At 39.9% G+C, this 23,662-nt stretch carries 21 protein-coding genes and 3 tRNA genes; 12 read left to right on the forward strand and 12 right to left on the reverse strand.

Annotated elements, in window-relative coordinates; translation table 11 throughout:
- The first annotated feature begins 52 nt into the window (after positions 1 to 52).
- From proS to ACXZ1K_RS11965, 4 genes are all read left to right on the forward strand, one after another.
- Positions 53 to 1,525 carry a proline--tRNA ligase gene (proS, locus tag ACXZ1K_RS11950; RefSeq protein ID WP_458969898.1) on the forward strand — a complete coding sequence of 491 codons (1,473 nt, stop codon included), beginning with the start codon at positions 53 to 55 and terminating at the stop codon, positions 1,523 to 1,525.
- Positions 1,526 to 1,595: 70 nt separating this feature from the next.
- A complete protein-coding gene (locus ACXZ1K_RS11955; RefSeq protein ID WP_458969899.1) occupies positions 1,596 to 2,735 on the forward strand; it encodes a cystathionine gamma-synthase in 1,140 nt (379 codons plus the stop codon).
- 5 nt (positions 2,736 to 2,740) lie between these two features.
- Positions 2,741 to 3,508 carry a TIGR02757 family protein gene (locus tag ACXZ1K_RS11960; protein WP_458969900.1) on the forward strand — a complete coding sequence of 256 codons (768 nt, stop codon included), beginning with the start codon at positions 2,741 to 2,743 and terminating at the stop codon, positions 3,506 to 3,508.
- Between the two features lie 12 nt (positions 3,509 to 3,520).
- Entirely contained in the window at positions 3,521 to 4,033 is a 513-nt protein-coding gene (locus ACXZ1K_RS11965) for a YdeI/OmpD-associated family protein (protein ID WP_458969901.1), read from the forward strand.
- Here the strand turns inward: ACXZ1K_RS11965 and ACXZ1K_RS11970 are convergent.
- The 7 genes from ACXZ1K_RS11970 to ACXZ1K_RS12000 all read right to left on the reverse strand — a co-directional run bounded on the left by ACXZ1K_RS11970 (position 4,023) and on the right by ACXZ1K_RS12000 (position 11,322).
- On the reverse strand, positions 4,023 to 4,769 hold the full coding sequence (locus ACXZ1K_RS11970) for a polyprenol monophosphomannose synthase (RefSeq protein WP_458969902.1): 747 nt from the start codon (positions 4,767 to 4,769) through the stop codon (positions 4,023 to 4,025). The two genes, ACXZ1K_RS11965 and ACXZ1K_RS11970, sit on opposite strands and share 11 nt — an antisense overlap.
- Before the next feature lie 31 nt (positions 4,770 to 4,800).
- On the reverse strand, positions 4,801 to 6,354 hold the full coding sequence (locus ACXZ1K_RS11975; protein WP_458969903.1) for a peptide MFS transporter: 1,554 nt from the start codon (positions 6,352 to 6,354) through the stop codon (positions 4,801 to 4,803).
- 8 nt (positions 6,355 to 6,362) lie between these two features.
- On the reverse strand, positions 6,363 to 7,931 hold the full coding sequence (locus ACXZ1K_RS11980; RefSeq protein WP_458969904.1) for a peptide MFS transporter: 1,569 nt from the start codon (positions 7,929 to 7,931) through the stop codon (positions 6,363 to 6,365).
- A gap of 76 nt (positions 7,932 to 8,007) precedes the next feature.
- The gene (locus ACXZ1K_RS11985) at positions 8,008 to 8,928 is read right to left on the reverse strand and encodes a hypothetical protein (protein WP_458969905.1); all 921 of its coding nucleotides are present in this window, start codon (positions 8,926 to 8,928) and stop codon (positions 8,008 to 8,010) included.
- The gene (locus tag ACXZ1K_RS11990; RefSeq protein WP_458969906.1) at positions 8,929 to 10,107 is read right to left on the reverse strand and encodes an acetyl-CoA C-acyltransferase; all 1,179 of its coding nucleotides are present in this window, start codon (positions 10,105 to 10,107) and stop codon (positions 8,929 to 8,931) included. It lies immediately after the preceding gene.
- A 161-nt stretch (positions 10,108 to 10,268) separates the two neighbouring features.
- On the reverse strand, positions 10,269 to 10,445 hold the full coding sequence (locus tag ACXZ1K_RS11995) for a type II toxin-antitoxin system antitoxin (RefSeq protein WP_458969907.1): 177 nt from the start codon (positions 10,443 to 10,445) through the stop codon (positions 10,269 to 10,271).
- A 19-nt stretch (positions 10,446 to 10,464) separates the two neighbouring features.
- Positions 10,465 to 11,322, reverse strand: a complete 858-nt coding sequence (locus ACXZ1K_RS12000; RefSeq protein ID WP_458969908.1) for an SPFH domain-containing protein — start codon at positions 11,320 to 11,322, stop codon at positions 10,465 to 10,467.
- Between the two features lie 290 nt (positions 11,323 to 11,612).
- Here ACXZ1K_RS12000 and ACXZ1K_RS12005 point away from each other — a divergent pair, with 290 nt between their 5' ends.
- The 4 genes from ACXZ1K_RS12005 to ACXZ1K_RS12020 all read left to right on the forward strand — a co-directional run bounded on the left by ACXZ1K_RS12005 (position 11,613) and on the right by ACXZ1K_RS12020 (position 14,162).
- Complete coding sequence (locus ACXZ1K_RS12005) at positions 11,613 to 13,691, forward strand: HD family phosphohydrolase (protein ID WP_458969909.1); 2,079 nt, start codon at positions 11,613 to 11,615, stop codon at positions 13,689 to 13,691.
- A gap of 63 nt (positions 13,692 to 13,754) precedes the next feature.
- Positions 13,755 to 13,841, forward strand: a tRNA-Ser gene (locus tag ACXZ1K_RS12010).
- Positions 13,842 to 13,958: 117 nt separating this feature from the next.
- Positions 13,959 to 14,032 (forward strand) — tRNA-Pro (locus ACXZ1K_RS12015).
- A gap of 56 nt (positions 14,033 to 14,088) precedes the next feature.
- Positions 14,089 to 14,162, forward strand: a tRNA-Pro gene (locus ACXZ1K_RS12020).
- Positions 14,163 to 14,300: 138 nt separating this feature from the next.
- Here the strand turns inward: ACXZ1K_RS12020 and ACXZ1K_RS12025 are convergent.
- The 3 genes from ACXZ1K_RS12025 to ACXZ1K_RS12035 all read right to left on the reverse strand — a co-directional run bounded on the left by ACXZ1K_RS12025 (position 14,301) and on the right by ACXZ1K_RS12035 (position 18,328).
- Complete coding sequence (locus ACXZ1K_RS12025) at positions 14,301 to 15,542, reverse strand: DUF2264 domain-containing protein (protein WP_458969910.1); 1,242 nt, start codon at positions 15,540 to 15,542, stop codon at positions 14,301 to 14,303.
- A gap of 73 nt (positions 15,543 to 15,615) precedes the next feature.
- Positions 15,616 to 17,736, reverse strand: coding sequence for a cation:proton antiporter (locus ACXZ1K_RS12030; protein WP_458969911.1), 2,121 nt, complete (start codon positions 17,734 to 17,736; stop codon positions 15,616 to 15,618).
- 4 nt (positions 17,737 to 17,740) lie between these two features.
- The gene (locus tag ACXZ1K_RS12035; protein WP_458969912.1) at positions 17,741 to 18,328 is read right to left on the reverse strand and encodes a hypothetical protein; all 588 of its coding nucleotides are present in this window, start codon (positions 18,326 to 18,328) and stop codon (positions 17,741 to 17,743) included.
- Positions 18,329 to 18,452: 124 nt separating this feature from the next.
- Here ACXZ1K_RS12035 and ACXZ1K_RS12040 point away from each other — a divergent pair, with 124 nt between their 5' ends.
- On the forward strand, positions 18,453 to 19,184 hold the full coding sequence (locus ACXZ1K_RS12040) for an AcvB/VirJ family lysyl-phosphatidylglycerol hydrolase (protein WP_458969913.1): 732 nt from the start codon (positions 18,453 to 18,455) through the stop codon (positions 19,182 to 19,184).
- A 269-nt stretch (positions 19,185 to 19,453) separates the two neighbouring features.
- Positions 19,454 to 19,834, forward strand: a complete 381-nt coding sequence (locus tag ACXZ1K_RS12045; protein WP_458969914.1) for a PH domain-containing protein — start codon at positions 19,454 to 19,456, stop codon at positions 19,832 to 19,834.
- Positions 19,835 to 20,132: 298 nt separating this feature from the next.
- Here the strand turns inward: ACXZ1K_RS12045 and ACXZ1K_RS12050 are convergent, their stop codons facing one another.
- On the reverse strand, positions 20,133 to 20,564 hold the full coding sequence (locus tag ACXZ1K_RS12050; RefSeq protein WP_458969915.1) for a DoxX family protein: 432 nt from the start codon (positions 20,562 to 20,564) through the stop codon (positions 20,133 to 20,135).
- 56 nt (positions 20,565 to 20,620) lie between these two features.
- Positions 20,621 to 20,773: a hypothetical protein gene (locus tag ACXZ1K_RS12055; protein WP_458969916.1), complete on the reverse strand. Its 153-nt coding sequence runs from the start codon at positions 20,771 to 20,773 to the stop codon at positions 20,621 to 20,623.
- A 318-nt stretch (positions 20,774 to 21,091) separates the two neighbouring features.
- Between ACXZ1K_RS12055 and ACXZ1K_RS12060 the strand changes: the two genes are divergently transcribed.
- Both ACXZ1K_RS12060 and ACXZ1K_RS12065 read left to right on the forward strand, forming a co-directional pair.
- Positions 21,092 to 23,152 carry a six-hairpin glycosidase-like protein gene (locus tag ACXZ1K_RS12060; protein ID WP_458969917.1) on the forward strand — a complete coding sequence of 687 codons (2,061 nt, stop codon included), beginning with the start codon at positions 21,092 to 21,094 and terminating at the stop codon, positions 23,150 to 23,152.
- 37 nt (positions 23,153 to 23,189) lie between these two features.
- Entirely contained in the window at positions 23,190 to 23,597 is a 408-nt protein-coding gene (locus ACXZ1K_RS12065) for a putative signal transducing protein (RefSeq protein ID WP_458969918.1), read from the forward strand.
- The last annotated feature ends 65 nt before the right edge of the window (positions 23,598 to 23,662 follow it).

Raw genomic sequence — 23,662 nt, forward strand, 5'->3', positions numbered from 1 at the left:
ATTTGCGACGTACATTACAAGCTATTTAACACAAAAAACGTTCCAGAGAGCTATGAGCAAAGGCATTACAAGTAAAAACGAAGACTATTCCCAGTGGTATAACGATATTGTTATCAAAGCTGACCTGGCAGAACATTCATCTGTAAAGGGATGTATGGTCATAAAACCGTATGGATACTCCATTTGGGAGAAGATACAGGCGGTTTTAGACCAAAAATTTAAGGATACAGGTCACAGTAATGCCTATTTTCCCTTATTCATTCCTAAGTCATTTTTTTCTAAGGAGGCCTCACATGTTGAAGGATTTGCGACTGAGTGTGCCGTTGTGACACATTACCGTCTTAAAAATGATGGAAATGGAAATATAATTGTTGATGAAACAGCAAAGCTGGAAGAAGAACTAATTGTTCGGCCCACCTCTGAAACTATAATTTGGAACACTTATAAAGGTTGGATTCAGTCATATAGAGATCTGCCGCTCTTGATCAATCAATGGGCCAACGTGGTGCGTTGGGAAATGCGGACCAGGCTGTTTCTTCGTACTACCGAGTTTCTTTGGCAGGAAGGCCACACGGCACATGCAACTGCGGATGAAGCTATTGAAGAAACAAGAAAAATGTTGGATGTTTATGCTGATTTCGCAGAAAACTGGATGGCGGTTCCTGTGGTAAAAGGTGTGAAAACTCCTAACGAGCGTTTTGCCGGTGCATTAGATACTTATTGTATTGAAGCTTTGATGCAGGATGGAAAAGCATTGCAGGCAGGGACATCACACTTCCTTGGTCAAAATTTCGCTAAGGCATTCGACGTAAAGTTCACCAATAAAGAAGGTAAAATAGAACATGTATGGGCAACCTCCTGGGGAGTGTCCACCAGGTTAATGGGGGCGCTAATCATGGCGCATAGTGATGATGCCGGACTTGTACTGCCACCACAACTTGCTCCAATACAAGTGGTTATTGTGCCGATTTATCGTAGTGATGAAGAATTGGAGAAAATATCAGTTTTTGTAAACGAGCTTTCTCCTAAGCTTAAGAAATTAGGTATTTCTGTTAAATACGACAATCGTGATACGCAACGTCCAGGTTTTAAATTTGCAGAGTACGAACTAAAAGGCGTTCCTGTGAGGCTGGCAATAGGCGGTCGTGATATGGAAAACGGTACCGTTGAATTGGCAAGAAGAGATACCAGGGAAAAGCAAACAGTTAACCAGGAAGGCCTGGAAATTTATATCGCCCAGTTATTGGAAGAGATTCAAGCCAACATATTCAACAAAGCATTAAAATTTAGGGAAGAGCACATAACTGAAGCCAATTCTTATGATGAGTTCAAGGAGTTGCTAGATGGTAAGGCTGGATTTATTTCTGCGCATTGGGATGGAACTCCTGAAACTGAACAAAAAATCAAAGAAGAGACTAAAGCGACCATTCGTTGCGTTCCTTTAAATAATCCATTGGAAGATGGCGTTTGTATTTACTCTGGTAAACCATCAACCCAAAGGGTGTTGTTTGCCAGGGCTTATTAAGGGTTTAACGACATGCGGTAGTTTAACTACTGAATACTAACCGCTAACTACTAATGACTAATTACCAGAAATGAAATTCGCAACTAAAGCAATACACGCAGGTCAGGAACCTGATCCTTCTACAGGGGCCGTAATGACACCAATATTTCAAACTTCAACTTATGCTCAGAAGTCCCCGGGTGACCACAAGGGTTTTGAATATTCAAGAGGTACAAATCCAACGAGGAAAGCTTTAGAAGATTGTTTGGCCGCACTCGAGAATGCTAAACACGGTTTGGCCTTTTCCAGTGGAATGGGTGCAACTGATGCAGTTCTTAGGTTGCTAAGTCTTGGTGATGAAGTAATTACAGGTAATGATCTCTACGGAGGCTCCTACAGGATCTTCACCAAAGTATACGAGAAGTACGGGATTAAGTTTCATTTCTTAGACTTGTCTAAGCCTGAAAACATTTTGCCTTTTATTAATGACAAAACAAAGTTGGTTTGGATCGAAACGCCAACTAACCCAACAATGAGAATCATTGATATAGCTGGCGTGGCAAAGATTACGAAGGAACATAAGTTGCTTCTAGCGGTTGATAATACTTTCGCATCGCCCTATCTGCAAAACCCGATGGATCAGGGTGCTGATATTGTGATGCATTCTGTTACCAAATATATTGGTGGGCACTCCGACGTAGTAATGGGTGCGCTATTGGTTAATGACGATCAGCTGTATAAAGACCTCTGGTTTGTATATAACGCATGTGGCGCAACTCCAGGTCCACAAGATGCTTTTTTAGTTTTGAGAGGTATTAAAACCTTGCACCTCAGGATGAAGGCCCATTGTGAGAACGGGGCAAAAGTGGCGCACTTTTTACGGAAACATCCAAAAATTGATAAAATCTATTGGCCTGGTTTTGAAGATCATCCTAATCACAATATCGCTAAAAAGCAGATGCGTGACTTTGGCGGCATGGTTTCCATTACACTTAAGGACGCAGATTTACAGGAAACTTTTAGGATCGCCTCCTCATTTAAAGTATTTACCCTTGCCGAGTCCCTGGGGGGTGTGGAGTCTTTAATTAACCATCCAACAACCATGACACATGGATCCATTCCAAAGGAAGAACGGGAAAAGGTTGGTGTTGTAGATAATCTTTTGCGACTAAGCGTAGGTGTAGAAGACATCGATGACCTGCTTGCAGATCTGGAACAGGCATTAAGCTAGGTGATTTGGAATTTTTAGAACTTAAGGATTTTCTGGATACAAAGGTCGAACAATACAATCAACCTAATTTTATTAATAACGATCCGATATGCATTCCGCACGCTTACAGTAAACCACAAGACATAGAAATTGCCGCATTTTTTGCGGCAATTTTAGCATGGGGACAACGTAAAACGATCATTAATAAATGTAATGAATTGTTCCAGCGCATGGATAACGATCCTCATAACTTTATGTTGGGGCATGAGGACAATGATCTGAAGAGATTGCTCGGCTTTAAACACCGTACATTTAACGATACTGATTTGCTATATTTTGTTGCTTTCTTTAAATACCATTATCAGCAGTATTCCAGTCTTGAGTATGCCTTCCTGCCAACCAATGGCGCAACAGATATCACATCTTCATTAAATCATTTCCGTTCCTATTTTTTCTCCCTGCCGGATTCACCAGGGAGAACGGTAAAGCATGTTTCATCGCCTTTGCAAAAATCTACTTGTAAGCGCTTAAATATGTTTTTAAGGTGGATGGTGCGCAAGGACAATAAAGGAGTTGATTTCGGTTTATGGAGTAACCTGAAGTCTAAGGATCTTATTTGTCCATGCGATGTTCACGTAGATCGTGTAGCCCGCCGACTTGGGTTGATAGAAAGAAAACAGACTGACTGGCAAACCGCTATAGAGCTGACCAAAGAACTCTCCAAATTTGATGCTGCAGATCCGGTTAAGTATGATTTCGCATTATTTGGTCTTGGTGTAGAAGAAAAATTCTAGTAATTTTATTCGATGATCACCTTTAAGGCAGAAATAGAGCGCTTCGCAGAAATGGGCGAAAAGACAGGATGGAGCTACGTTTTCATACCTCAGGGACTAGCCAACCAGATCAAACCAGATTGCAGAAAGAGTTTTAGGGTAAAAGGTAAAATTGATCAAGTTTCAGTAGAAGGCATGGCTACTGTCCCCATGGGAGAAGGTGACTTCATTCTTGCACTCAAGGCCGAACTACGAAAGCAACTTAGAAAAGAAGCTGGGGCTGTACTAAGTCTTGAATTAGAAGAGGATAAGGATTTCAAAATAGAGATTCCTGAAGATCTTGAGCTGTGCTTTTCAGATGAACCGGAATTACTCACCGGTTTTTTAAAGATGCCTAAATCGCACCAAAACTGGTATATTAATTGGTTGAATGCTGCTAAAACAGAAGCTACCCGAACCAAAAGAATAGTGAAAATAGTTTCAGCATTGGATAGGGGACTTGACTTCGGAGAAATGATGAGAGAAGGAAAAGTTCCTAGAAACTAGCTGACGGTTTTCTATCATATTTCCTGAACCAACTCCAGATTTTCATCTGAATCACACCTAAGAAAGCTTCTCTAAAAATACGCGTACTCATCTTAGAAGTACCTTCAGTCCTGTCTGTGAAAATGATAGGTACTTCAATCACTTTAAAGCCGTAGTTCAATGCCGTAAATTTCATTTCGATTTGAAAAGCATAACCCACAAATTTGATTTTATCAAGTGGTATTGTAGCCAATACCTCACGGGTATAGCATTTGAAACCTGCCGTAGCATCCTGAATATTTATACCCGTAACCATCCTTACATACATCGATGCAAAATATGACATCAAAACCCTACTCATTGGCCAGTTGACCACGTTAACTCCTTTCACATAGCGTGATCCGACAGCTATATCGGCACCATCTACACAAGCCTGGCGAAGTCTGATGAGATCGTCAGGATTGTGAGAAAAATCTGCATCCATCTCAAAAATGAAGTCGTACTGTTTTTTTGCCAGTGCCCATCTAAACCCATGAATGTAGGCTGTACCTAAACCAAGCTTTCCTGTTCGCTCTTCAAGATGCAGCGCTGGGTATTCTTGTTGTAAGGTTTTAACAATTTCCGCAGTTCCATCCGGTGATCCATCATCAATAATCAAGATTTCAAAGAAGAAACCGAGAGAAAAAACCTTTCTAATGATCTTTTCAATGTTTTCTTTTTCATTGTAGGTTGGGATGATAACTAAACTGTCTGACACGCTTATAAATTGAAAGGACGAAGTTAAGTATTTACTTTACTTCTTGCATTAGCTTTTTAACCAAAGGTGAAATAATGATCAGTCCAACGCCGGCTATCAAAGAATAAATAGCAAGTTGCTTATAGCCATCAGTATAAGTGATTAACTTTTGAACGGGAGTGTCATTCTCTCCGGCTTCAGATAAATTAGCCCCAAGAATTCCTGCCACATATTGTCCGTAAGCACTTGCTAAAAACCACATGCCCATCATCATACCCTGAAGTTTTGGAGGTGATAGCTTTGTCATAATGGATAAGCCGATAGGGGATAAACAAAGCTCTCCCAAAGTAACTACAAAATAGGCAATTGTAAATACATCTAACGAAGCAACTCCATTTGCATTTGCAAAAAATCTTGTGGCATAAAATACAAAATAAGCTCCGCCAAGGAATAGAAAGCCCATTCCAAATTTAATGATTGTATTGGGCTCTATCTTTCGCTTTGCTAAAGCAATCCATATCAAACTAATCAGGAAGGCGAAAATAATGATGAATAATGAATTTGCAGCGTTGTTAACCCCGTTAGGATCTAAAGTTAAAACGCCAAATAGCCTATTATCCAAGTTTCTCGCTGCAAACAAAGCCAGCGAGCCGCCACTTTGCTCGTAAATACCCCAAAAAATAATTGAAAATAAAATAAATACTAAGGCAGCCAATAACTTTTTACGCTCTGATTTGCCATACCTCGCCATCTCAAAGATCAGGTAAATTAGCGCTGCCGGACCCACGGTATACATAAACCAATCCGTGTACTGTGTTTTTGCAACCATGATCATAATTACCGGGACAATCGCCAAAGATCCTGCGTATACAGCATAGTCGTACCATTTCTTGTTGATTGATTTACGTTTTACAACAACTGATTGCGTTAGTATTTTGTCGTCTATACCGGCAAATGATTCGTCTTTAACATTTTCGTTGTCAGTAGGAGGTAAGCCGATTGGACCGAGGCTCTTTTGTGTAAACAGAAAGGTGATTAAACTAATGGTCATCACAATAGCAGCTAATCCAAAAGCCAGGTGCCAGGAATAATCCTTTCCAATGGCAATACAGGCGTATCCACCTAATAAGGCACCAATATTTATCCCGGCATAAAATACCGAGAAACCTGCATCCCGCCGTGGATCGTCAGAGCGATACAGTTTTCCAACCATTGTAGAGATGTTAGGTTTGAAAAACCCGGTTCCCACAACGGTGAAACTGATCCCTAAAAAGAAAAACTGGTGAGGATCATAGGCGAGTATAGAACTTCCAACGATCATCAACAATCCTCCCCAAAATAGTGACTTTCTAAAGCCGAGTATTTTATCAGCAAATAAACCTCCGATAAAAGTAAAAGCATAAACGAACGCTTGTGTAGCACCATATTGCAGGTTGGCATCTACATCTTTCATTAAGAGCTGCGTAACCATAAAATAGGTAAGCATCCCGCGCATTCCGTAAAAGCAGAAGCGCTCCCACATTTCTGAAAAGAATAAAGACCAGAGCTGCTTAGGATATTTTCCTTTAAAATCCTGGATCTGAGCCAGCGTTATGTTTTCTGCCATTCCTATCGTTATTTAACGCCGTGCATTAATTTCTTAATCAGTGGATGAAGCACCGCGATGATAAATCCGGCTGCGATTGGGATCAAAGTGAAAATCAGGAAAAATGTAGATAAGCTATATTTCTTGGTGATTTCTTCAATCATGCTTCCTGATGCTCCAGCAAGTTTATTACCCATGGCGATAAATAAATAATACACACCAAACATAAATCCAATCCATTTTGCAGGAACGAGCTTACTCACATAAGAAAGGCCTACAGGAGAAATACAAAGTTCTCCAAGTGTATGAAAAAGATACGCCAAAACTAACCAGATCAAACTCACTTTGATGTCAGGAGAAGTAATTGCAGTGGCAGCGTAGGCTAGGAAACCAAATCCTAATCCCAATAATACTAGCCCTAATCCGAATTTGAATGAAGCTGCAAGGTTATATTTGCTCTCCCACCATTTGGAAAATACTGGTGCAAAACAAATAATAAATAGTGAGTTAAGTATATTAAACCACGAAGCTGCAATTTCAGTCGTTTCAGCAGCAAATTCACGCTGTACTTTCCATAGCACAATCACCCAAATGATGATAAAACTAGCAGCAAGGATCATGTTCCCTACTTTATATTTAGCAAAAGTTTGTGTAAATAATTTGAAGAGCACATAAGAAATAATACCAAGCGGAACTATCGTGAGCAGTGCATCCACAATTTTAAATGTCATTCCGGCACTACCAGTTAAGATCCTAACCGTGTTCTCTTTAGCAAAAATAGTCATACTTCCTCCGGCCTGCTCAAATGCCGCCCAAAAGAAAATGGTAAATACAGAAAATATCAGTACCACAATTAACCTGTCCCTCACAACATTACCGGGTACATGTTCTTCTATCACTTCCGGTGTGGTGTTTGATTTTACCTCAGCAGCTTTAAGCTTTCTTTCTTCACCAGGTAAAAGACCAATGTTTCCGAAAATATTTTTTGTGAAATAGAATTGTAACATTCCCAGGAACATAAAAATTCCAGCTAGACCGAAACCCCAGCTCCATGAAATCTTTTCTCCTATGTATCCACAGATCATGATGCCTAAAAATGCTCCCGCATTTACGCCCATATAAAAGATAGAATAGGCTCCGTCTTTTTTTTCCGGGAAATCTATGTACATGTTAGAAACGATAGAAGTCATGTTTGGCTTAAATAAACCATTTCCTACCATTAAACAACCAAGTCCTATGTATAAAAACGCGGGTGTTTCCATGGCCATACTGGCATGCCCCAAGGTCATGATCAGTGCACCTAGTATAACTGCCCAGCGGTATCCCAACAACCTATCGGCAATTAAGCCACCCAGTACAGGGGTTAAATAAACGCCCATGGTGTAAGTTCCATACAATGTTAAGGCATCAGCTTTAGACCATTCCCAGCCACCGGCAGCAATTGTAGATGTTAAAAATAGCACCAGCAGCGCACGCATTCCATAATATGAAAACCGTTCCCACATCTCTGTAAAGAACAAAACGAACAATCCTGCGGGATGTCCGAGCACCTTACTCTCAAAAAAATTATTTGGGGTATCCAAACTCTTTGTACTCATTTTAGTTTTTTAGTAATTATAGTTAGTTTAGTTAGTTCAAAGCGCAAGATAGTGACCTGCAACCATACTTTCAAACTTATAGCTTTTTTATGGCTTTAGTATTTTTATCCTTTGGATCAACATAAAAGTCGTCCATATTGCTTGGTTCATTCTTGAGTTCTACGTTTTCAACCAATTTTAATCTTCCATTAATAATTTTATAGGCATCAAAGCTCAAATCTGAAGCGTAAAACTCAAAATTGCCTACCATGTCCTCAGAAAAAGGCGCTAAATGATCAAATACGATCATGTTTACACTTTTATCCAGTGTCAATGTCATTGAATTGAGCTTATTGTACTCAAAAACTACTCTGTTTCTCGTGGTTCCAGCTCTAACGCCATCAAAAATGGCCTTTCCAAATACAGGCTCTCCCTTTTCGAATGAGATTACATCAATCACCTTTTTAGTCGTCTTACTACTATTTCCTTTCCATCCAAGCAACACAAAATAGGGTGCTTTTCCAGTTACTACAACAGGTATTATCTCGTAATAACGTGCCCCGAACCAGGTTTTATTACTAACTATCTGATTTACATCTGTAATATTATCTGTATTGTCGATCAACGGAAACAACTTTAGCTTTCCATCTTTAGTTGCCATTTGTATCGTACCAAAATAGCGATAGGTACCATCTTCCAATGGAATTTGCCAGGAAAAAATACGGAAGGAGTTATCCGGTGATTTTAGTATAGTTATTTTCTGCAGGGAATCAAACGGATAGCTGAAAGAGGCCTGGGTTTTTAGTGAATTAACCAGGGTCTTAATAAATACAGCATTTTTTGCAAAACGCTCGCCAGTACTTTGTGCAGTCGCGGTCTCATTACTCAGCCTGATCAAAGTATCCTGATATTTGCTCATTACCGGTACATTGTTAAAGTTAAAGCTATGCTGCGCTTTAACGCCGATGGCAAAGCAAACTATGAATAGGACGACTAAAGTACGAAGGCCTTTGTTCATTTAACTTAAATTTTCTATCACTATGGCACTGGCACCTCCACCGCCATTACAAATTCCTGCTACGCCTATTTTGCCCTTTTTTTGTTCCAAAACGGAAATCAGTGTTACCAATATCCTTGCACCAGATGCACCGAGGGGATGCCCCATAGATACGGCACCGCCATTAATATTTACCCTATCTGCATCTAATCCCATCTCTTTATTATTTGCAAGTGAAACTACGGAAAAAGCCTCATTAATTTCAAAAAAATCTACATCAGCTAAACTTTTTCCCGCATTTTTTAATGCTAAGGGTATGGCTTTTGAAGGCGCAGTTGTAAACCATTCTGGTGCCTGTTGTGCATCCGCGTAAGCTAAAATCTTTGCAAGGGGCTTTAATCCTAGTTCAGCTGCCTTTTCCACACTCATCAACACCAATGCCGCGGCGCCGTCATTTAGTGTAGAGGCATTTGCTGCGGTAACTGTACCATTCTTTTTAAATACAGGTTTTAAACCTGGTATCTTGTCAAACTTAACAGCATAAGGTTCTTCATCTTTGTCAATAAGCGTGATGTCGCCCTTTCTGTCTTTTACTTCAACAGCGATGATCTCATGATCAAACTTACCATCTTGCTGTGCTTGTTGCGATTTTTTATAAGAACTGATGGCGAAAGCATCTTGTTCCTCGCGACTAAACCCGCATTCTTCTGCGCACAGTTCTGCTGCCGAACCCATATGATAGTCATTGTAAACATCCCACAAACCATCTTTTACGAGTCCGTCGATAATCTGTCCATGGCCTAAACGGTAGCCATTTCTTGCTTTATCCAGATAATAGGGTACATTACTCATGCTTTCCATTCCGCCGGCCACAATAATATCATTTTGTCCCAGCGCAATACTTTGTGCAGCCAGCATAATGGCTTTAGTACCAGAAGCGCAAACTTTGTTTATTGTAGTGGTAGGAACATCTGGTAAACCCGCAAATTTAGCCGCCTGTGTAGCGGGAGCCTGACCAAGATTTGCTGATAATACATTTCCCATGTACACTTCCTGCACATCCGATGACTTAATACCAGCTCTTTCCACTGCCGCTTTGATGGCAAAGCCACCCAATTGTGTTGCCGAAAATCCAGCTAAAGAACCTCCAAAACTGCCTATCGGCGTTCTAACTGCTGATACAATCACTACTTCTTTCATATCCTTTTGATTTGGTTGAAGGCAAAGTTATGTAATTATTGGAACTGAATAGTAGGAACGAAATGAAATAAAAATCTGGCTTCTATGTATGTTGCATAAGAGTGGTATATGCAATTATGGGACTAGCATTAGGATATTAATTGAAAATAGACCTTGGACTTTTATTCGTCCAGACTTTTCAAGTTTCGCTTTCGTCTTTTAGATTTCAAGGCTTCGTTCAATAAAAATTCAATTTGTCCGTTCGTACTTCTAAACTCATCACCCGCCCACTGCTCAATTTCTTTGAGCAGGGTAGGGTTGATCCTCAATACAAAAGCTTTTTTATCTTTCTCAGACATATTTAGTTATTCGCCGGGTTTAGTTATACAACGTTCCGGTGTTTACAATAGGTTGTACATTACGATCGCCACATAACACTACAAGCAAATTACTTACCATAGCAGCTTTACGTTCCTCGTCCAGTTCAACAATGTTTTTTTCAGAGAGCCTGTCGAGCGCCATTTCCACCATACCCACGGCGCCTTCAACAATTAATTTTCTGGCAGCAATAACCGCGGTGGCCTGTTGGCGCTGTAACATGGCGCTTGCAATTTCCTGAGCGTACGCCAAGTGTGATATTCTGGCTTCAATAACCTGGATGCCGGCTCTGGATAACCGTTCGCTTAATTCTGCTTCCAACAAAGTGCTAACTTTTTCTGCCCCGTCCTTTAACGTAATCGTTGCTTCCTCATCTTCGAAATTATCATAAGGGAATATATTCGCCAGGTGCCTTACCGCTGCTTCACTCTGTATCGTTACATATTGCAGGTAATCTTCAACAGCGAACATAGCTTTAGCAGTTTCCTGTATTTGCCAAACTACAACCGCTGCAATTTCAATAGGATTGCCCAGTTTGTCATTTACTTTAATTTGATGTCCATTTAAGTTCCTGGCCTTTAATGATACTTTCTTTTTCACGGTAAGGGGATTGACCCAGAAAAAGCCATCGGTTTTAACAGTACCTACATATTTTCCAAAAAGAGTCAATACTTTGGATTCGTTTGGATTGTTAATGATTAAACCTGGTAGTACCAACACAAAGTTGATGACCAAAACAATTGGGCCGATAATAAAATGTTGAGTTGCCAATGCAAAAATTCCGGCAGCCATTAGCCCAAGAAATAAGACAAACGTCAGGTAGCCTGATGGTGGAGTGATAATTTTTTCTGTATACATAATGATATTGATTTGATATCATAAAGTAATACAAAATATTCCGTATTTGCAAATATTTTTGATGCATTTAGAAATGTCCTTACACTTACCAGTTCTCCCACATGGTCGATGATTTTCCCGGGATTTCTCCCATCTTTCTTCCGAAAAGAGATGTTTTAATGGGATAACCATGAGAGAAGGATGGGAAAATACGACACATGTCTACAACAGTACCATAACTTGTTATATATTTAATTTGAACCAGAGAAGGAAATTTATGTTATTTTTGATAAAATCAATCTAAAATCGTTTTGGCTAAAATCAAAAAGAATTCGCATAGAGTGCTTTACAGAAAGTACTCATCAAACATTAAGTATGTGATGATGGTAGTTTCTGTTTTCCTGATCACTGCTTTTTTACCCAAGCAACCACGTTTCAGGTATGAATTTGAAAAGGGGGAAATATGGAAGAACAAAGATCTGGTATCGCCTTTCAGCTTTGCCATTTTAAAGACTACACCCCAGGTAGATATCGATAAAAAAGAAGCGCTGAATAATATATTGCCTATTTATACATTCAATACCGCCATGGTTAAGGAAGTTGAGGATGCATACTTGAATGAATTTGATGTAAAATGGAGAAGCAGTGGATTACCAGAGAACGAAAAGGATGGATACAAAAAGTATTCATTTAACCTCCTCAAGTCAATTTACGAAAAAGGTATTATTGGTCTAAATGTTAAACACCAAAAGCTGGGAAAGAATTATGATTTTTCACTGGTTGAAAATAACATCAGTAAAACGTTGAATTCCGGAGATATTTATACTGTTCAATCTGCACTAGAGTACTACGGTAACACATTTAAATCGGTTAACTTGAAGATAAAAGAAACGATCCTCAATTTGGTTGAAGATCACTTGCAGGCAAACATTGTGTTTAATGAAAAATTGACTGCAATGGTGCAGGAAAATGCAGTAAATAGTCTCTCTACCACACGTGGTATGGTTCAAAAAGGTGAGCTGATTATTGCCAAGAACAATGTGATTGACGATGAAGTATATCAGAAGCTACAGTCGTTCAAAGAAATTTACGAGGCGCAAACTAAAACTATTGGAGACAGTAAACTGGTTTATTTCGGCCAGATTTTGCTGGTCGGCTTTATTGTAAGCCTACTAATGGTATTCCTTAAACTATTTAGGAAAGATATTTTTGCAGATAATAGGCAGCTTACCCTAATTTTGCTAGTAACAACAACTATGTTGCTTTCACTAACCTGGGCCATAAAGTTGAACCTGCCGAGTTTATATTACATCCCGTTTTGCATTGTACCTATCATTATCAGGATCTTATTTGATACCCGATTGGCGCTCTATCTGCATCTACTGGTGATTTTGATAGCTGGTTTTTTTGTTCCCAACAGTTTTGAGTTTGTGTTTTTCCAAACCACAGCTGGTATGGTAGCAATTTATAGCATTAGAAACCTAATTAAAAGAGAGCAGTTATTGTTGTCAGCACTCTTTATACTTTCTGCATATTTCATTTCATTCGTAGGTATTGCACTGTTAAGAGAAGGGTCCATAACCACAATTGAATGGGGCAATTTTGTGCCATTTGTGATTAGTGTACTATTATCTCTGCTGGCTTATCCATTGATCTATGCATTTGAGCGATTGTTTGGTATCACCTCAGATATTGCATTGATTGAGCTCACAAACACCAACAACAAGCTCTTGCGTGAATTGGCGTTTAAAGCGCCAGGTACATTTCAGCATTCTTTGCAAGTTGCGAATTTGGCAGAGGCGGCTATTTTTAAAATTGGCGGCAATTCTTTGCTGGTAAGGGCAGGAGCACTGTACCATGATATTGGTAAGATTGAAAACCCGCAATACTTTATTGAGAACCAAAACACGGCAGTTAGTCCGCATGATAAACTCCCTTACGAACAAAGTGCACAGATCATCATTAAGCACGTCCACAAGGGTATAGAAATCACCCGTAAGCATCAGTTGCCGGAAAGTGTGATTGACTTCATTAGAACGCATCATGGAAATACACGTGTAGATTATTTTTACCAGAGTTTTTTAAAGAATTCGCCAGAAAAGTTTGTTGATGAGAACATTTTCCGCTATCCAGGACCTATTCCTTTTTCTAAAGAAACAGGTGTGCTGATGTTGGCGGATTCGGTAGAGGCGGCATCAAGAAGCTTGAAAAACCCAGACGCGCAAAGCATCAATGCACTGGTTGAACGGATCATCGACTACAAATTGGAGCAAGATCAACTAGATAATTGCGATATTACGTTAAAAGATATAGAAACTATAAAGCTGATTTTCAAGACTATGCTTATGAGTATCTATCATGTGCGCATAGATTATCACCAAACACTGTAATTTTTTTTTGCAAACATCAATGAATTGCTATATTTGCAACCTCAAAAGGGAGCTTTTGAGATTGGAGGGATGCCTGAGTGGCCGAAAGGAACAGTTTGCTAAACTGTCGTACTGGCAACGGTACCGAGGGTTCGAATCCCTCTTCCTCCGCAGAAATTATAGAGATATAGCAGATATATTAATATAGTTTGGACAAATTTAGCTTTTACCAGTTTAAAGTCTAACTTTGCAATCCCTTCGAAAAAGGGAATAAAGAAGATACCAGTTCGGGGTGTAGCGTAGCCCGGTATCGCGCCTGCTTTGGGAGCAGGAGGTCGTAGGTTCGAATCCTGCCACCCCGACAAAACTATTTGGAAAAGTAGTTTAATATTGACCAGTAAAAAAGAAGATACCAGTTCGGGGTGTAGCGTAGCCCGGTATCGCGCCTGCTTTGGGAGCAGGAGGTCGTAGGTTCGAATCCTGCCACCCCGACAACTAGAAGTAACGCTTCTATTTAAAAGGCCTTAAATCATAGATTTAAGGCCTTTTTGTTGATAAGTCAAATCATCTTATGTATAATGACGTAAGAAAAAAAAGTATTTGGTATTTTTTATCATCGGCGTTTTATGACTATTTAAGACTCGAAGCATGGTCATTAGGAAAATCCTCACCTGACCAAATCTTTTGTGAACTCCATTTTGCTGGTGGATTTGTCCAGAAAGAATCACTGGCCGGCAATCCCAATGGAAGAAAGATCGCTGTTGCAAGATAAGGGCTTCCCTGATTGTTATATACATCGGCAATGTCTGGTTGGCTACCATACAAACCAAGACTCAGCCAGCCGTTGTGATAAGTACTTTTGCTTTTGAGCGTTTTCTCGATTACCGCAGTTAGAGCGCATCTGACCTGTTCAGGTTTTAGTTCAGATGGAAGTGCTTTTTTTAATGCCATATTCGCCAGGTGATGAAAGACTGCTCCTCTATAGATTATTGAACGTCCTACAACCGGGAACGTACCGTCGATATGAATCAGCCGCTCCAGAATCACTGCATACCGTTCATTTCTTTTTGCGATTTTAGCGAACATATCTGCGTAATCACTTGTGCGGCTTCCGATCACCTCGACCAAGGTTGAAAGATAGGGATGGATCACAAAACTGTTGTAATAATCAAAAGCATAGCTTGTTCCATCTTTATAAAGGCCGTCGCCTATATACCATTGTTCCATTTGTTGTAGTGCGTAATCTACACGCATCACATCCCAAGGATAGCCATATTTTGCAAGAAAAGCTTCATTGACTGCTGAAAAAAGCAACCAGTTTGAAAAGCCGGGTTTAAACTTTCTTGTTGTTTTAATCGACTGTACTAAAAGGTATTGGTATTTGCTGCCCAGGTTTTCCCAGATCCACGGTGCTCTGATTACTGCAAGTGAAATAAAAGATGCGTCTACAAGTTGCTGTCCGTTAAGGTCATAGCGCATGAAGTCTTTGGCGGTTGAGTCTAATGAATTTCTTAGCCCATTTATGACCCAAATCCGGTATTTTTCTCGCAGCCTGACTTCTTCTGGGTTACCGCCTTCTAGTTGTATCCATGGGGCAATACCGCTTAATACCCGGCCCAGCACTTCCAGATATTGTACTTTAATGCGATTTTCTTTGTTATCAACCCGCTGGGAAGTAACTTTTGGCATCATGATGTGTAAGCTGTCTGCAGCAAGGCTGCTCAGTACCGGCGCCACCATTTCGTCCATTTTGGAGAGCCAGATCGCCCGATCAGTCTTCAGCCCTTGTGTCGCTCCTCTTTTCTTCTGGCCCTGAGCATTGTTATAGACGATCAAAAACAAACAGGACAATAATAGCCGCGAATATTTCATAGATTCAAACATCTACCAATATACCTAATAAAGTTATATCTCCAGAATCGCCAAGTATTTGAAGATGCCTTTTCTATCGAAACACCTTCCCAATGATCTGACCGATCTCCGCGAAATCATCGTGGTTGTTGATGGAACGCCTCTCTACGTGTGAATCCTGTAATTCTGAAAAGGGGTAGACCAGTAAGTAATTACTATCTTTCAACTTTTGATTGAGCAGATAAGGCAGATTACCCATCTGAGAGCGGTAAGAATTCATGCCGCGTTTAGCCATCATGACGATCAGTCCCTCATCATTCTTCAAATTAAGCAGTTTATCAACATGGCTCCAGTTTTCCATGATGTGAAATGCCGTTTCGATATTGGATTTTTCTAATATGCGCTTCAATATGGTAATGATACCATTTGTAGTGTGAAATTCAATGACCGCACCAGATCTCCTGCCAATGTTCCAAATGCGTAAGAGCGCGTAAAAGAAGCCTGGCTCTTGGTCTGCCTGGTCAGGGATGATGACAAGGTATTTTTTAACTGTTGCAATAGGTTGGGCTGCGTGATAGACCATAACGTTTACATGGACATTCTTCAAATATCCGTTATAAAGATTTTCCATAAATGTTCCCGAAAATCCTTTTTCATCCTGAAGCCCAATAACCAGATCAGTGATGTTCTGTTCCTTCAGTACATTGGTGATTCCTGAGATGACATCATTGTCGTATCTGGTGAGCGGGATAATAGTAGTATCTGCTGAAGCACCGTTTTGAACTGCCTTCGACAATAGCTTTTCTGCATTTTTTACGGAAGACTCATTCTTATCCTCGTTAATAACATTCAGCGCAAACAGGCGATTGGTATTGGATTCAGCTTTAATTAGCAGGCTAAGGTTAAGCATAGCTTCTACCGTTTCCTCATGGTTCATCGCCAATAGAATATTTTCTTCTTCCGGACTGTTATTAGAAACCGTTTGCTCGTTCTCGGTTTGGGATATCTTTTGTGCGCTGGACATGGATACGAAGGAAGAAATCGTGCAGGATACCAGGATTAACAGGATACTGCCATTCAATACATGTTCATTCAGTAACCGGATGGGTTCACCGTCTGCAGTTTCCGAAATGATGATGTTGTAACCCACCATGACCGAGGCCAGTGTAGCAGCTGCAGAAGCGGAACTCATGCCAAAGACCAGCATCCCTTCATCTTTAGAAAAACTAAATGTTTTCCTGGTGGCCATTGCAGCTAAATACTTTCCGCCGATGGAACAGACCAACATCACTGCGGCAACACCAATCGTTTCCCAGCTCTTAAAGAACACCTTAAAATCAATTAGCATCCCTACACTAATCAAAAAGAAAGGTATAAAAATGGCATTTCCCACAAATTCCACCCGATTCATTAGTGATGAGGAATGCGGTATCAGCCTATTAAGGGCTAGACCTGCAAAAAATGCACCAATGATTGCTTCAACACCCGAAAGTTCTGCTGCCAGTGCTGCGAGGTAAATGACCACGAGTACAAAAATATACTGGGAGATTTTATCTTCTACATTTTTAAAGAACCAGCGGGCAATTATGGGAAACACGACAAGTACGACTATGCTGAATACGATCATGGAAATAGAAAGCTTTATCCAGAAAGCAGTGCCGACTGATCCTTGAGTCATCCCCACTACGACTGCCAAAACCAGTAGTGACAAGACATCTGTGACCATAGTTCCTCCAACCGTTACATTTACAGACAGGTTTTTAGCGATACCCAATTTGCTGACTAGCGGATAGGCAATCAGAGTATGTGAAGAAAATAGACTGGCAAAAAGTACCGAAGTTAATAAGTCAAATCGAAGGATAAAGAGCCCTGACACCAGGCCAAGCAGAAAGGGAAATGCGAAAGTGTACCCTGAAAATCCCAGGCTTTTCCATTTATTCTTTTTAAAATCGCCCATATCAATTTCCAGTCCTGCAAGAAACATGATGTAAAGCAAACCTGTAGTACCAGTTACCACCACGCTACTGTCCCTCGCCAGTAGGTTGTATCCATTGGGTCCAACAATTGCACCTGCAATAATGAGGCCCAGCAAATGGGGTACCTTTATTTTGTTAAGCAGAAGCGGTGCACTTAAGATGATAATCAATTCCAATAAAAACTTGAGCACAGGATCTTCAATAGGAAGCGTCAGGTGCTGGATGTTAAGCAAAATCATAAACCTATAATTTGGCGGTGCGCTCCAGTTCAACAGTAAACTTCGCTTCGCAATTTTCATTAACCAATATGGTCTGGGTACCTTTCATCTGGTTCTTCCCAGATGCATTTAGCAGCACCCTGATGTCGACCTTTCTGGTCGCAGTAGAATCAGATTTATAATGCAAGCTAATCTGCGTAGAGTCCACACTGGCCGTATAAACCCTTATTAATTTTTCTTTATTGATGATCTTGGTGAAAATGCTGGTGGTGTCATTGGCAAAAACCCAGGTATCCGTGCGCTGATCGCCAACTACGTAATCACTACAATCGGACTCATTACATACCGTTTTACCAGTCCAGATGCCTGGGATATCTGCAGGCCAGCGAGTAATGATTGTCGTATCCATTTTTCGTGACATAACGCTGTCTCGCATTTGAATCAGCGACTGGTAATCCGCTTCTTTGGCCGCAAATTCCATTTCCTTAGCCATTAGGCTTTTTTCCCGTTCATCCAGTTGTTGCTTCCTCTGATCGTTCTCACAGGCGGATAAGCAAATCAGGGCTAGGGTATAATAAAGTATATCTCTGAGTTTTATAGGCAATTTTTTCATTTTATTTCAATCTTGATTAGCTATCTAAATAGCCTTAGGAAATAAAAACTCTTTCAAAAACCCGACCATACATTTCTAGCGCGTTAAAATAAATTTATTGGTGTATTTTTTTATATTTTTAACTATGAAATGGATCCTGGGGCTTATCTTGATATTCACTTTTTCAGGATGTGGCATCCTGATGAGAAACAGGTATACCAGTCATCACGGGGTAGAAAAAAACGAGTATGCCCTTCCGGTGATTAGCTATGCTCCTGAGAATGGTTTGTCCAGAAGAATTCTGTTTCTGTTCTCTGGAGATGGGGGATGGACGGATTTCGAAGATCAGTTAGCTATTTCATTTGCCACAAAGGGTTTTCATGTAGTTGGCTTCAATTCAAGAAGCTATTTTTGGGAACAAAGAACACCGGAGCAAACAACTAATGATATTCAATTATTAATGAACAAATACGTTACTGCTGATCGGTACAACCGGATCTATCTCTGTGGATATTCTTTCGGTGCAGATGTTTTACCATTCATTTATAACCGTTTACCAGTTTCCCTGAAAAGTAGAGTGCAGGCGCTGGAGATGCTTTCACCTTTTGCCAGTTCAGATTTCATAGTGCATACTTCAGATTTGCTCAACTTGTCAGGAGACGATTATGCTTATAAAGTACAACCAGAAGTAGAATTGGTACATATCCCGGTATATTGTTTTTACGGAGCTCAAGAAGATCCTAAGCCGTTGGCTGGGATAAAGCTTAACAACTTTGTGTTGAAGGTTATTGCAGGCAGTCATAAGTACGATAAGGGTGAATATGCAAAAATAGTTTCCGCTTTAAAACCGGCTAAACGATTAAATAAACAGCAATGATATCCACGAAACATCATTGTCTGATTACTTGAAAACTAAATAGCAACATCAATTCCAGAGAATTTGCAGGCCTTTTCTGCACGAGTTTAAGTTATTTTAAGCTTAAATGTAGAAATTAAAGGTTAGTACGATTAACGTGGTATGTTTAAACTAGAAATTATGTTCGCAGACGGTGCGCCTATCTATTGGTATTTACCTAAACAATATTCTGTAACTTTTTTAGGTTCGTTATCTCTAATCTCAAGATCAGTTAAATTAATAGATACGTTATGGGATTATTTTCAGCCTTAATGGGCAACGCAGGTACGGTAAGTCAGGATGATTTAAAAAAGAATTACGGCACATTACTTACCGATAATGAAGAAATTGAGTTGGGTTTTAAATTAATAAGAGACACTTTCATTTTCACCAACAAACGGCTAATTATTGTCGATGTTCAAGGTTTGACAGGAAGCAAAACGGAATACGTTTCTATTGCATATAAAGCGATCTCACGATTTAGCGTGGAAACAGCGGGTACTTTTGACCTGGATGCAGAATTAAAGATCTGGGTTTCTAGCGAAACTATTCCTAGTATTCGCAAAAAGTTCAACAAATCGGTGAATGTTTTTGAAGTGCAGAAAGTACTTGCGCACCACGTGCTTGGGTAGCAATTGCTTAGCGGCGTTTAAATTTGAATTTTCACAATTAAAATGCTTTGGTATGCTATAGAGCCATTGGTCTCAGAATCCCCTGAATGTTCCCTTGAACTTGCGGCGAAGAGTAAACTTAGCCTGATCAGGAAAATTGTTATTTTAGAACCCTGAATGATCACAACGCAAGCATCGAGAGCAGGCGCAAAGCACTGGCCACACTATTTGCACAGCAGCGTCCCAAACTAGTAGCTGAACTTCCTGGCTTTTTAGACAATCCTAGCCTTCAGAATCATGCTATTCGGGCGTTTGCTAATTATCTTATTAAGATCTTCTTTAGTGCTCCCGTAGACCAAAGTGACCACAGCATCAGCAAAGGCTGAAAGAAAAGTCTTGCTAGCCTTTTACCGTCGGTATCCAGTCCAAAAGCATCGGTATGATTTATATATTGAGCGATGTTACCAGGGAAAATGAGGAGGTAAAATATGGCAAGTGCAATGCCAATTTTTATGCGTTGTTTCTTATAGAATATCATAGAGAGTCCAAATACGGCTTCAACAATACCTGACAGAATTACTGTTGAATCTTTGTTCAATGGAATCCAATTCGGTACCTGCGCCTGAAATTCCTGCCTTTGAAAACTGAGATGGCCAATGGCTGCAGCTAGCATAAAAATACCAAGTATGATTCTAAATATGTTCTGCGTGGTGGTGGTTTTTCCTTGAATTTGCGCTATTCGGTGTTGCATGAATTTATTCCTTCATATTTCGAGCCAGTATAAACATTCTCAGAAAAATGCTGCTCTTATTTTGTTTTGATCAAGGCTACTTTTGAGGAAGTACCTTGAAGTGATACATTGTTTTGCTTCACCTCTGTATTTGTAAATGAGAATGCCATTAAGATAAATACCGGTAATAATAAAAGGAGGAATGGCGATACGTTGGCTAACTTTTTCATAATCGTTTCTTTTGCTTTGTTTTTCAATCTTAAGTGCTTGCTATTGCCCTGTTTGATGAAACAAATAGAAGGATTAAAATAAAGCAGCTAAAATGTTTTAGACCAAGCACGAAATGTCCTAGATCAACCGTGAAAAACGATTGTTAAGTTATCAAATTGATGATTCGACCAATTCATCGAAAAATATTGGTTGTTTGTAGATAAAAAAGAAGCTGCAATGAACACAAGTAAACTTATTTGGGCGAAACAATAGTGTCAATTCACGAAATTAATTCTAATTTATGCGCTGAAATTAAAATGAATTCGAATTCATTCACAATGAGAATATTAACTATCAGATTCAAATTATCAAATACCGTTAAGTGCATATCGATATTTGCATTATTATTTTTTCTAAATGTTAACGTGCAAAGCCAGGATTTGAGCCAGCAAAACGAGCTATTCTGGCGTACGAATTCCAGCAATGGCATTACGTGGGATATCACGCAAGAAAAGCATTTGCCTCATGCGGATAACATCGAAATGTCTGGCTCCCTGGTTTCAGGAATTATAAGATATAAGGTTGATCAATCGAAACAAGTGCAGATTATAAGGGATGTGATTTTTCCTCAATTGCGGAAATACAGCAAATCCAATGAATCGATGTACAGAGCATATCTGCGTGATGAATACAGCGACAACATACTACCTGTGATTACCCTGGAGGACAAGAAATTTGAAACAGGTGTACTTGACTCAGTAAGAATTGATGGAAAAATCAGCTTTTATTTTAGAGAAAAGGATGGAATAAGTATAGTTCGAACTTTTTTTCCGTCAATGGACAAGCGTTGTTTTGTAGAAAAATGGACAGTGAAAAATACCGGGTCATCGTCAAAAAGCCTTAAAATTGGGGCCACGAGATATGAACAAGAAGAAGCTGGATGGCACGGGAAATATCACAGGAGCATTTTCACCGATGCGCAGGGATTAGTGAACCTGGATCCAGGTGCCAGATATGAATTTGGAGTTTATTATACATCAACATTGAATGATGAGCCGCAACTGAAAAAATCTTTGTCAGAAATAGAGGGTACTCGGGATTTATTCCTGGATAGCATTTCAAAAAGTCTTGTTCTAAAAACGCCTGATAAGATCATTAATTCCTTGTTTTATTTCTCCAAAATAAGGGCTGCGGAGAGCATTTTCCTATCACACCTGGGATTGGTTCATTCACCGGGAGGTGGTAATTATTACGTTGGAATATGGGCTAATGATCAGGCAGAGTATAGCGGGCCGTTTTTTTCATATCTCGGTTATCAGAAAGCAATGCAGGCAGCTATGAATGCCTATAATATATTTCAAAAGAACATACCAAAAGATGGAGGTAAAATGTGGGCATCCTTTGAACTGGATGTCTCCGTTCCGTTTGGAGAGAATGATCGTGGAGATGCTGCCATGATTGCCTATGGTGCTACTCATTTTTTATTGGCTTCGGGAGATAAGGCAAAGGCTGAAGAGCTTTGGCCGTTAATCGACTGGTGCCTTAAATATACTCAAAAAAAAGTAACGGCAGATGGTATTGTTGCTTCTGAGAGCGATGAATTAGAAGGTCGGTTTCCTACTGGAAAGGCAAATTTATCGACCTCTTCGTTATATTATGGTGCGTTGGTACAAGCCTCGCGATTGGTAAAAGCGATGGGTAAGCCTTCTGCTTTAAGTGCCGATTATAACAAACGGGCAAAGGAATTGGCCTTGGCAATCGAAAAGTATTTCGGTGCAAAGATGGAAGGGTTGGATACCTACAAGTATTACAAAGAAAATACAACATTGAGAAGCTGGATCTGCCTGCCTCTCGTAGTTGGATTGAATGATCGTAAACCGGGTACCTTAGATGCATTGTTTGGTAAATTGTGGTCTGATAATGGCGTATTGACGGAATTGAAATCAGGTCAGAATGATGCTAAAGTTTTTTGGGATAGGGGAACACTGTATGCTTTTAGGGGCGCTTTCAAGGCTGGAGCTGCCGATAGGGCGCTAGAGCGCTTAGAATCCTATTCTACCACACGTTTAACTGGTTTTCGCGCGCCGTATGTGGTAGAAGCATGGCCGGAGAACGGCATGGCGCATTTATCTGCTGAGAGCGCTTTATACTGTCGGATTTTCACAGAGGGATTGCTAGGACTGGAGCCGACGGGTTTTAAAGCATTTCATTTAAGGCCAAACTTACCAACTAAATGGAATCATTTGGAATTGAACAACATTCGTGCTTTTGATACTTCCTTAAGTGTCACCATTGATCGTAAGAAAGATAAATTAAAGTTGAAGGTATTTCAAAATGGCAAAATGATCCTAGATAAATTAATGAACAACGATACAGATGTGGCTGTTTCCATTAAGTAATTCAGCTAATGATTATATTTAACCAAATATTACTCCTATGGAAAAGATCATCGTATTTAGCACATTTTATAATCCTATTGAGGCAAACATTGTCAAAACAAGGTTAATAGATGAAGGGATACATTGTTTCCTGTCAGACGAAAATATGATCACTGTTAATCCGCTATATAATCAGGCCTTAGGGGGCGTCAAATTACATATTTTTGAGAAGGATACAGAGCTGGTTAGAAGCATTTTGCAAGATTATGATGTAGCTTTAAATGTAGAAGAACTAGATTATGGCATCGAAATTTGCCCTAAATGCGGGTCAAATAACGTAGGCTATGTACAGTCTGCAGACAATAAACCCGGAATATTGGCAGCTCTTTCTGTACTGTTTGGGATGCTGTTCCCATTCCGCGCTACAAAGGTATACCATTGCTTCAATTGTGAAAATGAGTTTTAGATCTACAACCAGTACATTGTTTTATTCTACCACCGCTTAGTAAAATCTAAGTAAATTATTTATCA

It is taken from the genome of Pedobacter jaeyakensis (genome assembly GCF_054461315.1).

Bases quoted from the DNA above. Each gene is read 5' to 3' on its own strand.
- ACXZ1K_RS11955 (WP_458969899.1), top strand. From the start codon at position 1,596: ATGAAATTCGCAACTAAAGCAATACACGCAGGTCAGGAACCTGATCCT.
- ACXZ1K_RS12060 (WP_458969917.1), top strand. From the start codon at position 21,092: ATGAGAATATTAACTATCAGATTCAAATTATCAAATACCGTTAAGTGC.
- ACXZ1K_RS12000 (WP_458969908.1), bottom strand. From the start codon at position 11,322: ATGTATACAGAAAAAATTATCACTCCACCATCAGGCTACCTGACGTTT.
- ACXZ1K_RS12025 (WP_458969910.1), bottom strand. From the start codon at position 15,542: ATGAAATATTCGCGGCTATTATTGTCCTGTTTGTTTTTGATCGTCTAT.
- ACXZ1K_RS12035 (WP_458969912.1), bottom strand. From the start codon at position 18,328: ATGAAAAAATTGCCTATAAAACTCAGAGATATACTTTATTATACCCTA.
- ACXZ1K_RS11980 (WP_458969904.1), bottom strand. From the start codon at position 7,931: ATGAGTACAAAGAGTTTGGATACCCCAAATAATTTTTTTGAGAGTAAG.
- ACXZ1K_RS11995 (WP_458969907.1), bottom strand. From the start codon at position 10,445: ATGTCTGAGAAAGATAAAAAAGCTTTTGTATTGAGGATCAACCCTACC.
- ACXZ1K_RS12030 (WP_458969911.1), bottom strand. From the start codon at position 17,736: ATGATTTTGCTTAACATCCAGCACCTGACGCTTCCTATTGAAGATCCT.
- ACXZ1K_RS11975 (WP_458969903.1), bottom strand. From the start codon at position 6,354: ATGGCAGAAAACATAACGCTGGCTCAGATCCAGGATTTTAAAGGAAAA.
- ACXZ1K_RS12040 (WP_458969913.1), top strand. From the start codon at position 18,453: ATGAAATGGATCCTGGGGCTTATCTTGATATTCACTTTTTCAGGATGT.
- ACXZ1K_RS12045 (WP_458969914.1), top strand. From the start codon at position 19,454: ATGGGATTATTTTCAGCCTTAATGGGCAACGCAGGTACGGTAAGTCAG.
- proS (WP_458969898.1), top strand. From the start codon at position 53: ATGAGCAAAGGCATTACAAGTAAAAACGAAGACTATTCCCAGTGGTAT.
- ACXZ1K_RS12050 (WP_458969915.1), bottom strand. From the start codon at position 20,564: ATGCAACACCGAATAGCGCAAATTCAAGGAAAAACCACCACCACGCAG.
- ACXZ1K_RS12055 (WP_458969916.1), bottom strand. From the start codon at position 20,773: ATGAAAAAGTTAGCCAACGTATCGCCATTCCTCCTTTTATTATTACCG.
- ACXZ1K_RS11990 (WP_458969906.1), bottom strand. From the start codon at position 10,107: ATGAAAGAAGTAGTGATTGTATCAGCAGTTAGAACGCCGATAGGCAGT.
- ACXZ1K_RS11965 (WP_458969901.1), top strand. From the start codon at position 3,521: ATGATCACCTTTAAGGCAGAAATAGAGCGCTTCGCAGAAATGGGCGAA.
- ACXZ1K_RS12065 (WP_458969918.1), top strand. From the start codon at position 23,190: ATGGAAAAGATCATCGTATTTAGCACATTTTATAATCCTATTGAGGCA.
- ACXZ1K_RS11985 (WP_458969905.1), bottom strand. From the start codon at position 8,928: ATGAACAAAGGCCTTCGTACTTTAGTCGTCCTATTCATAGTTTGCTTT.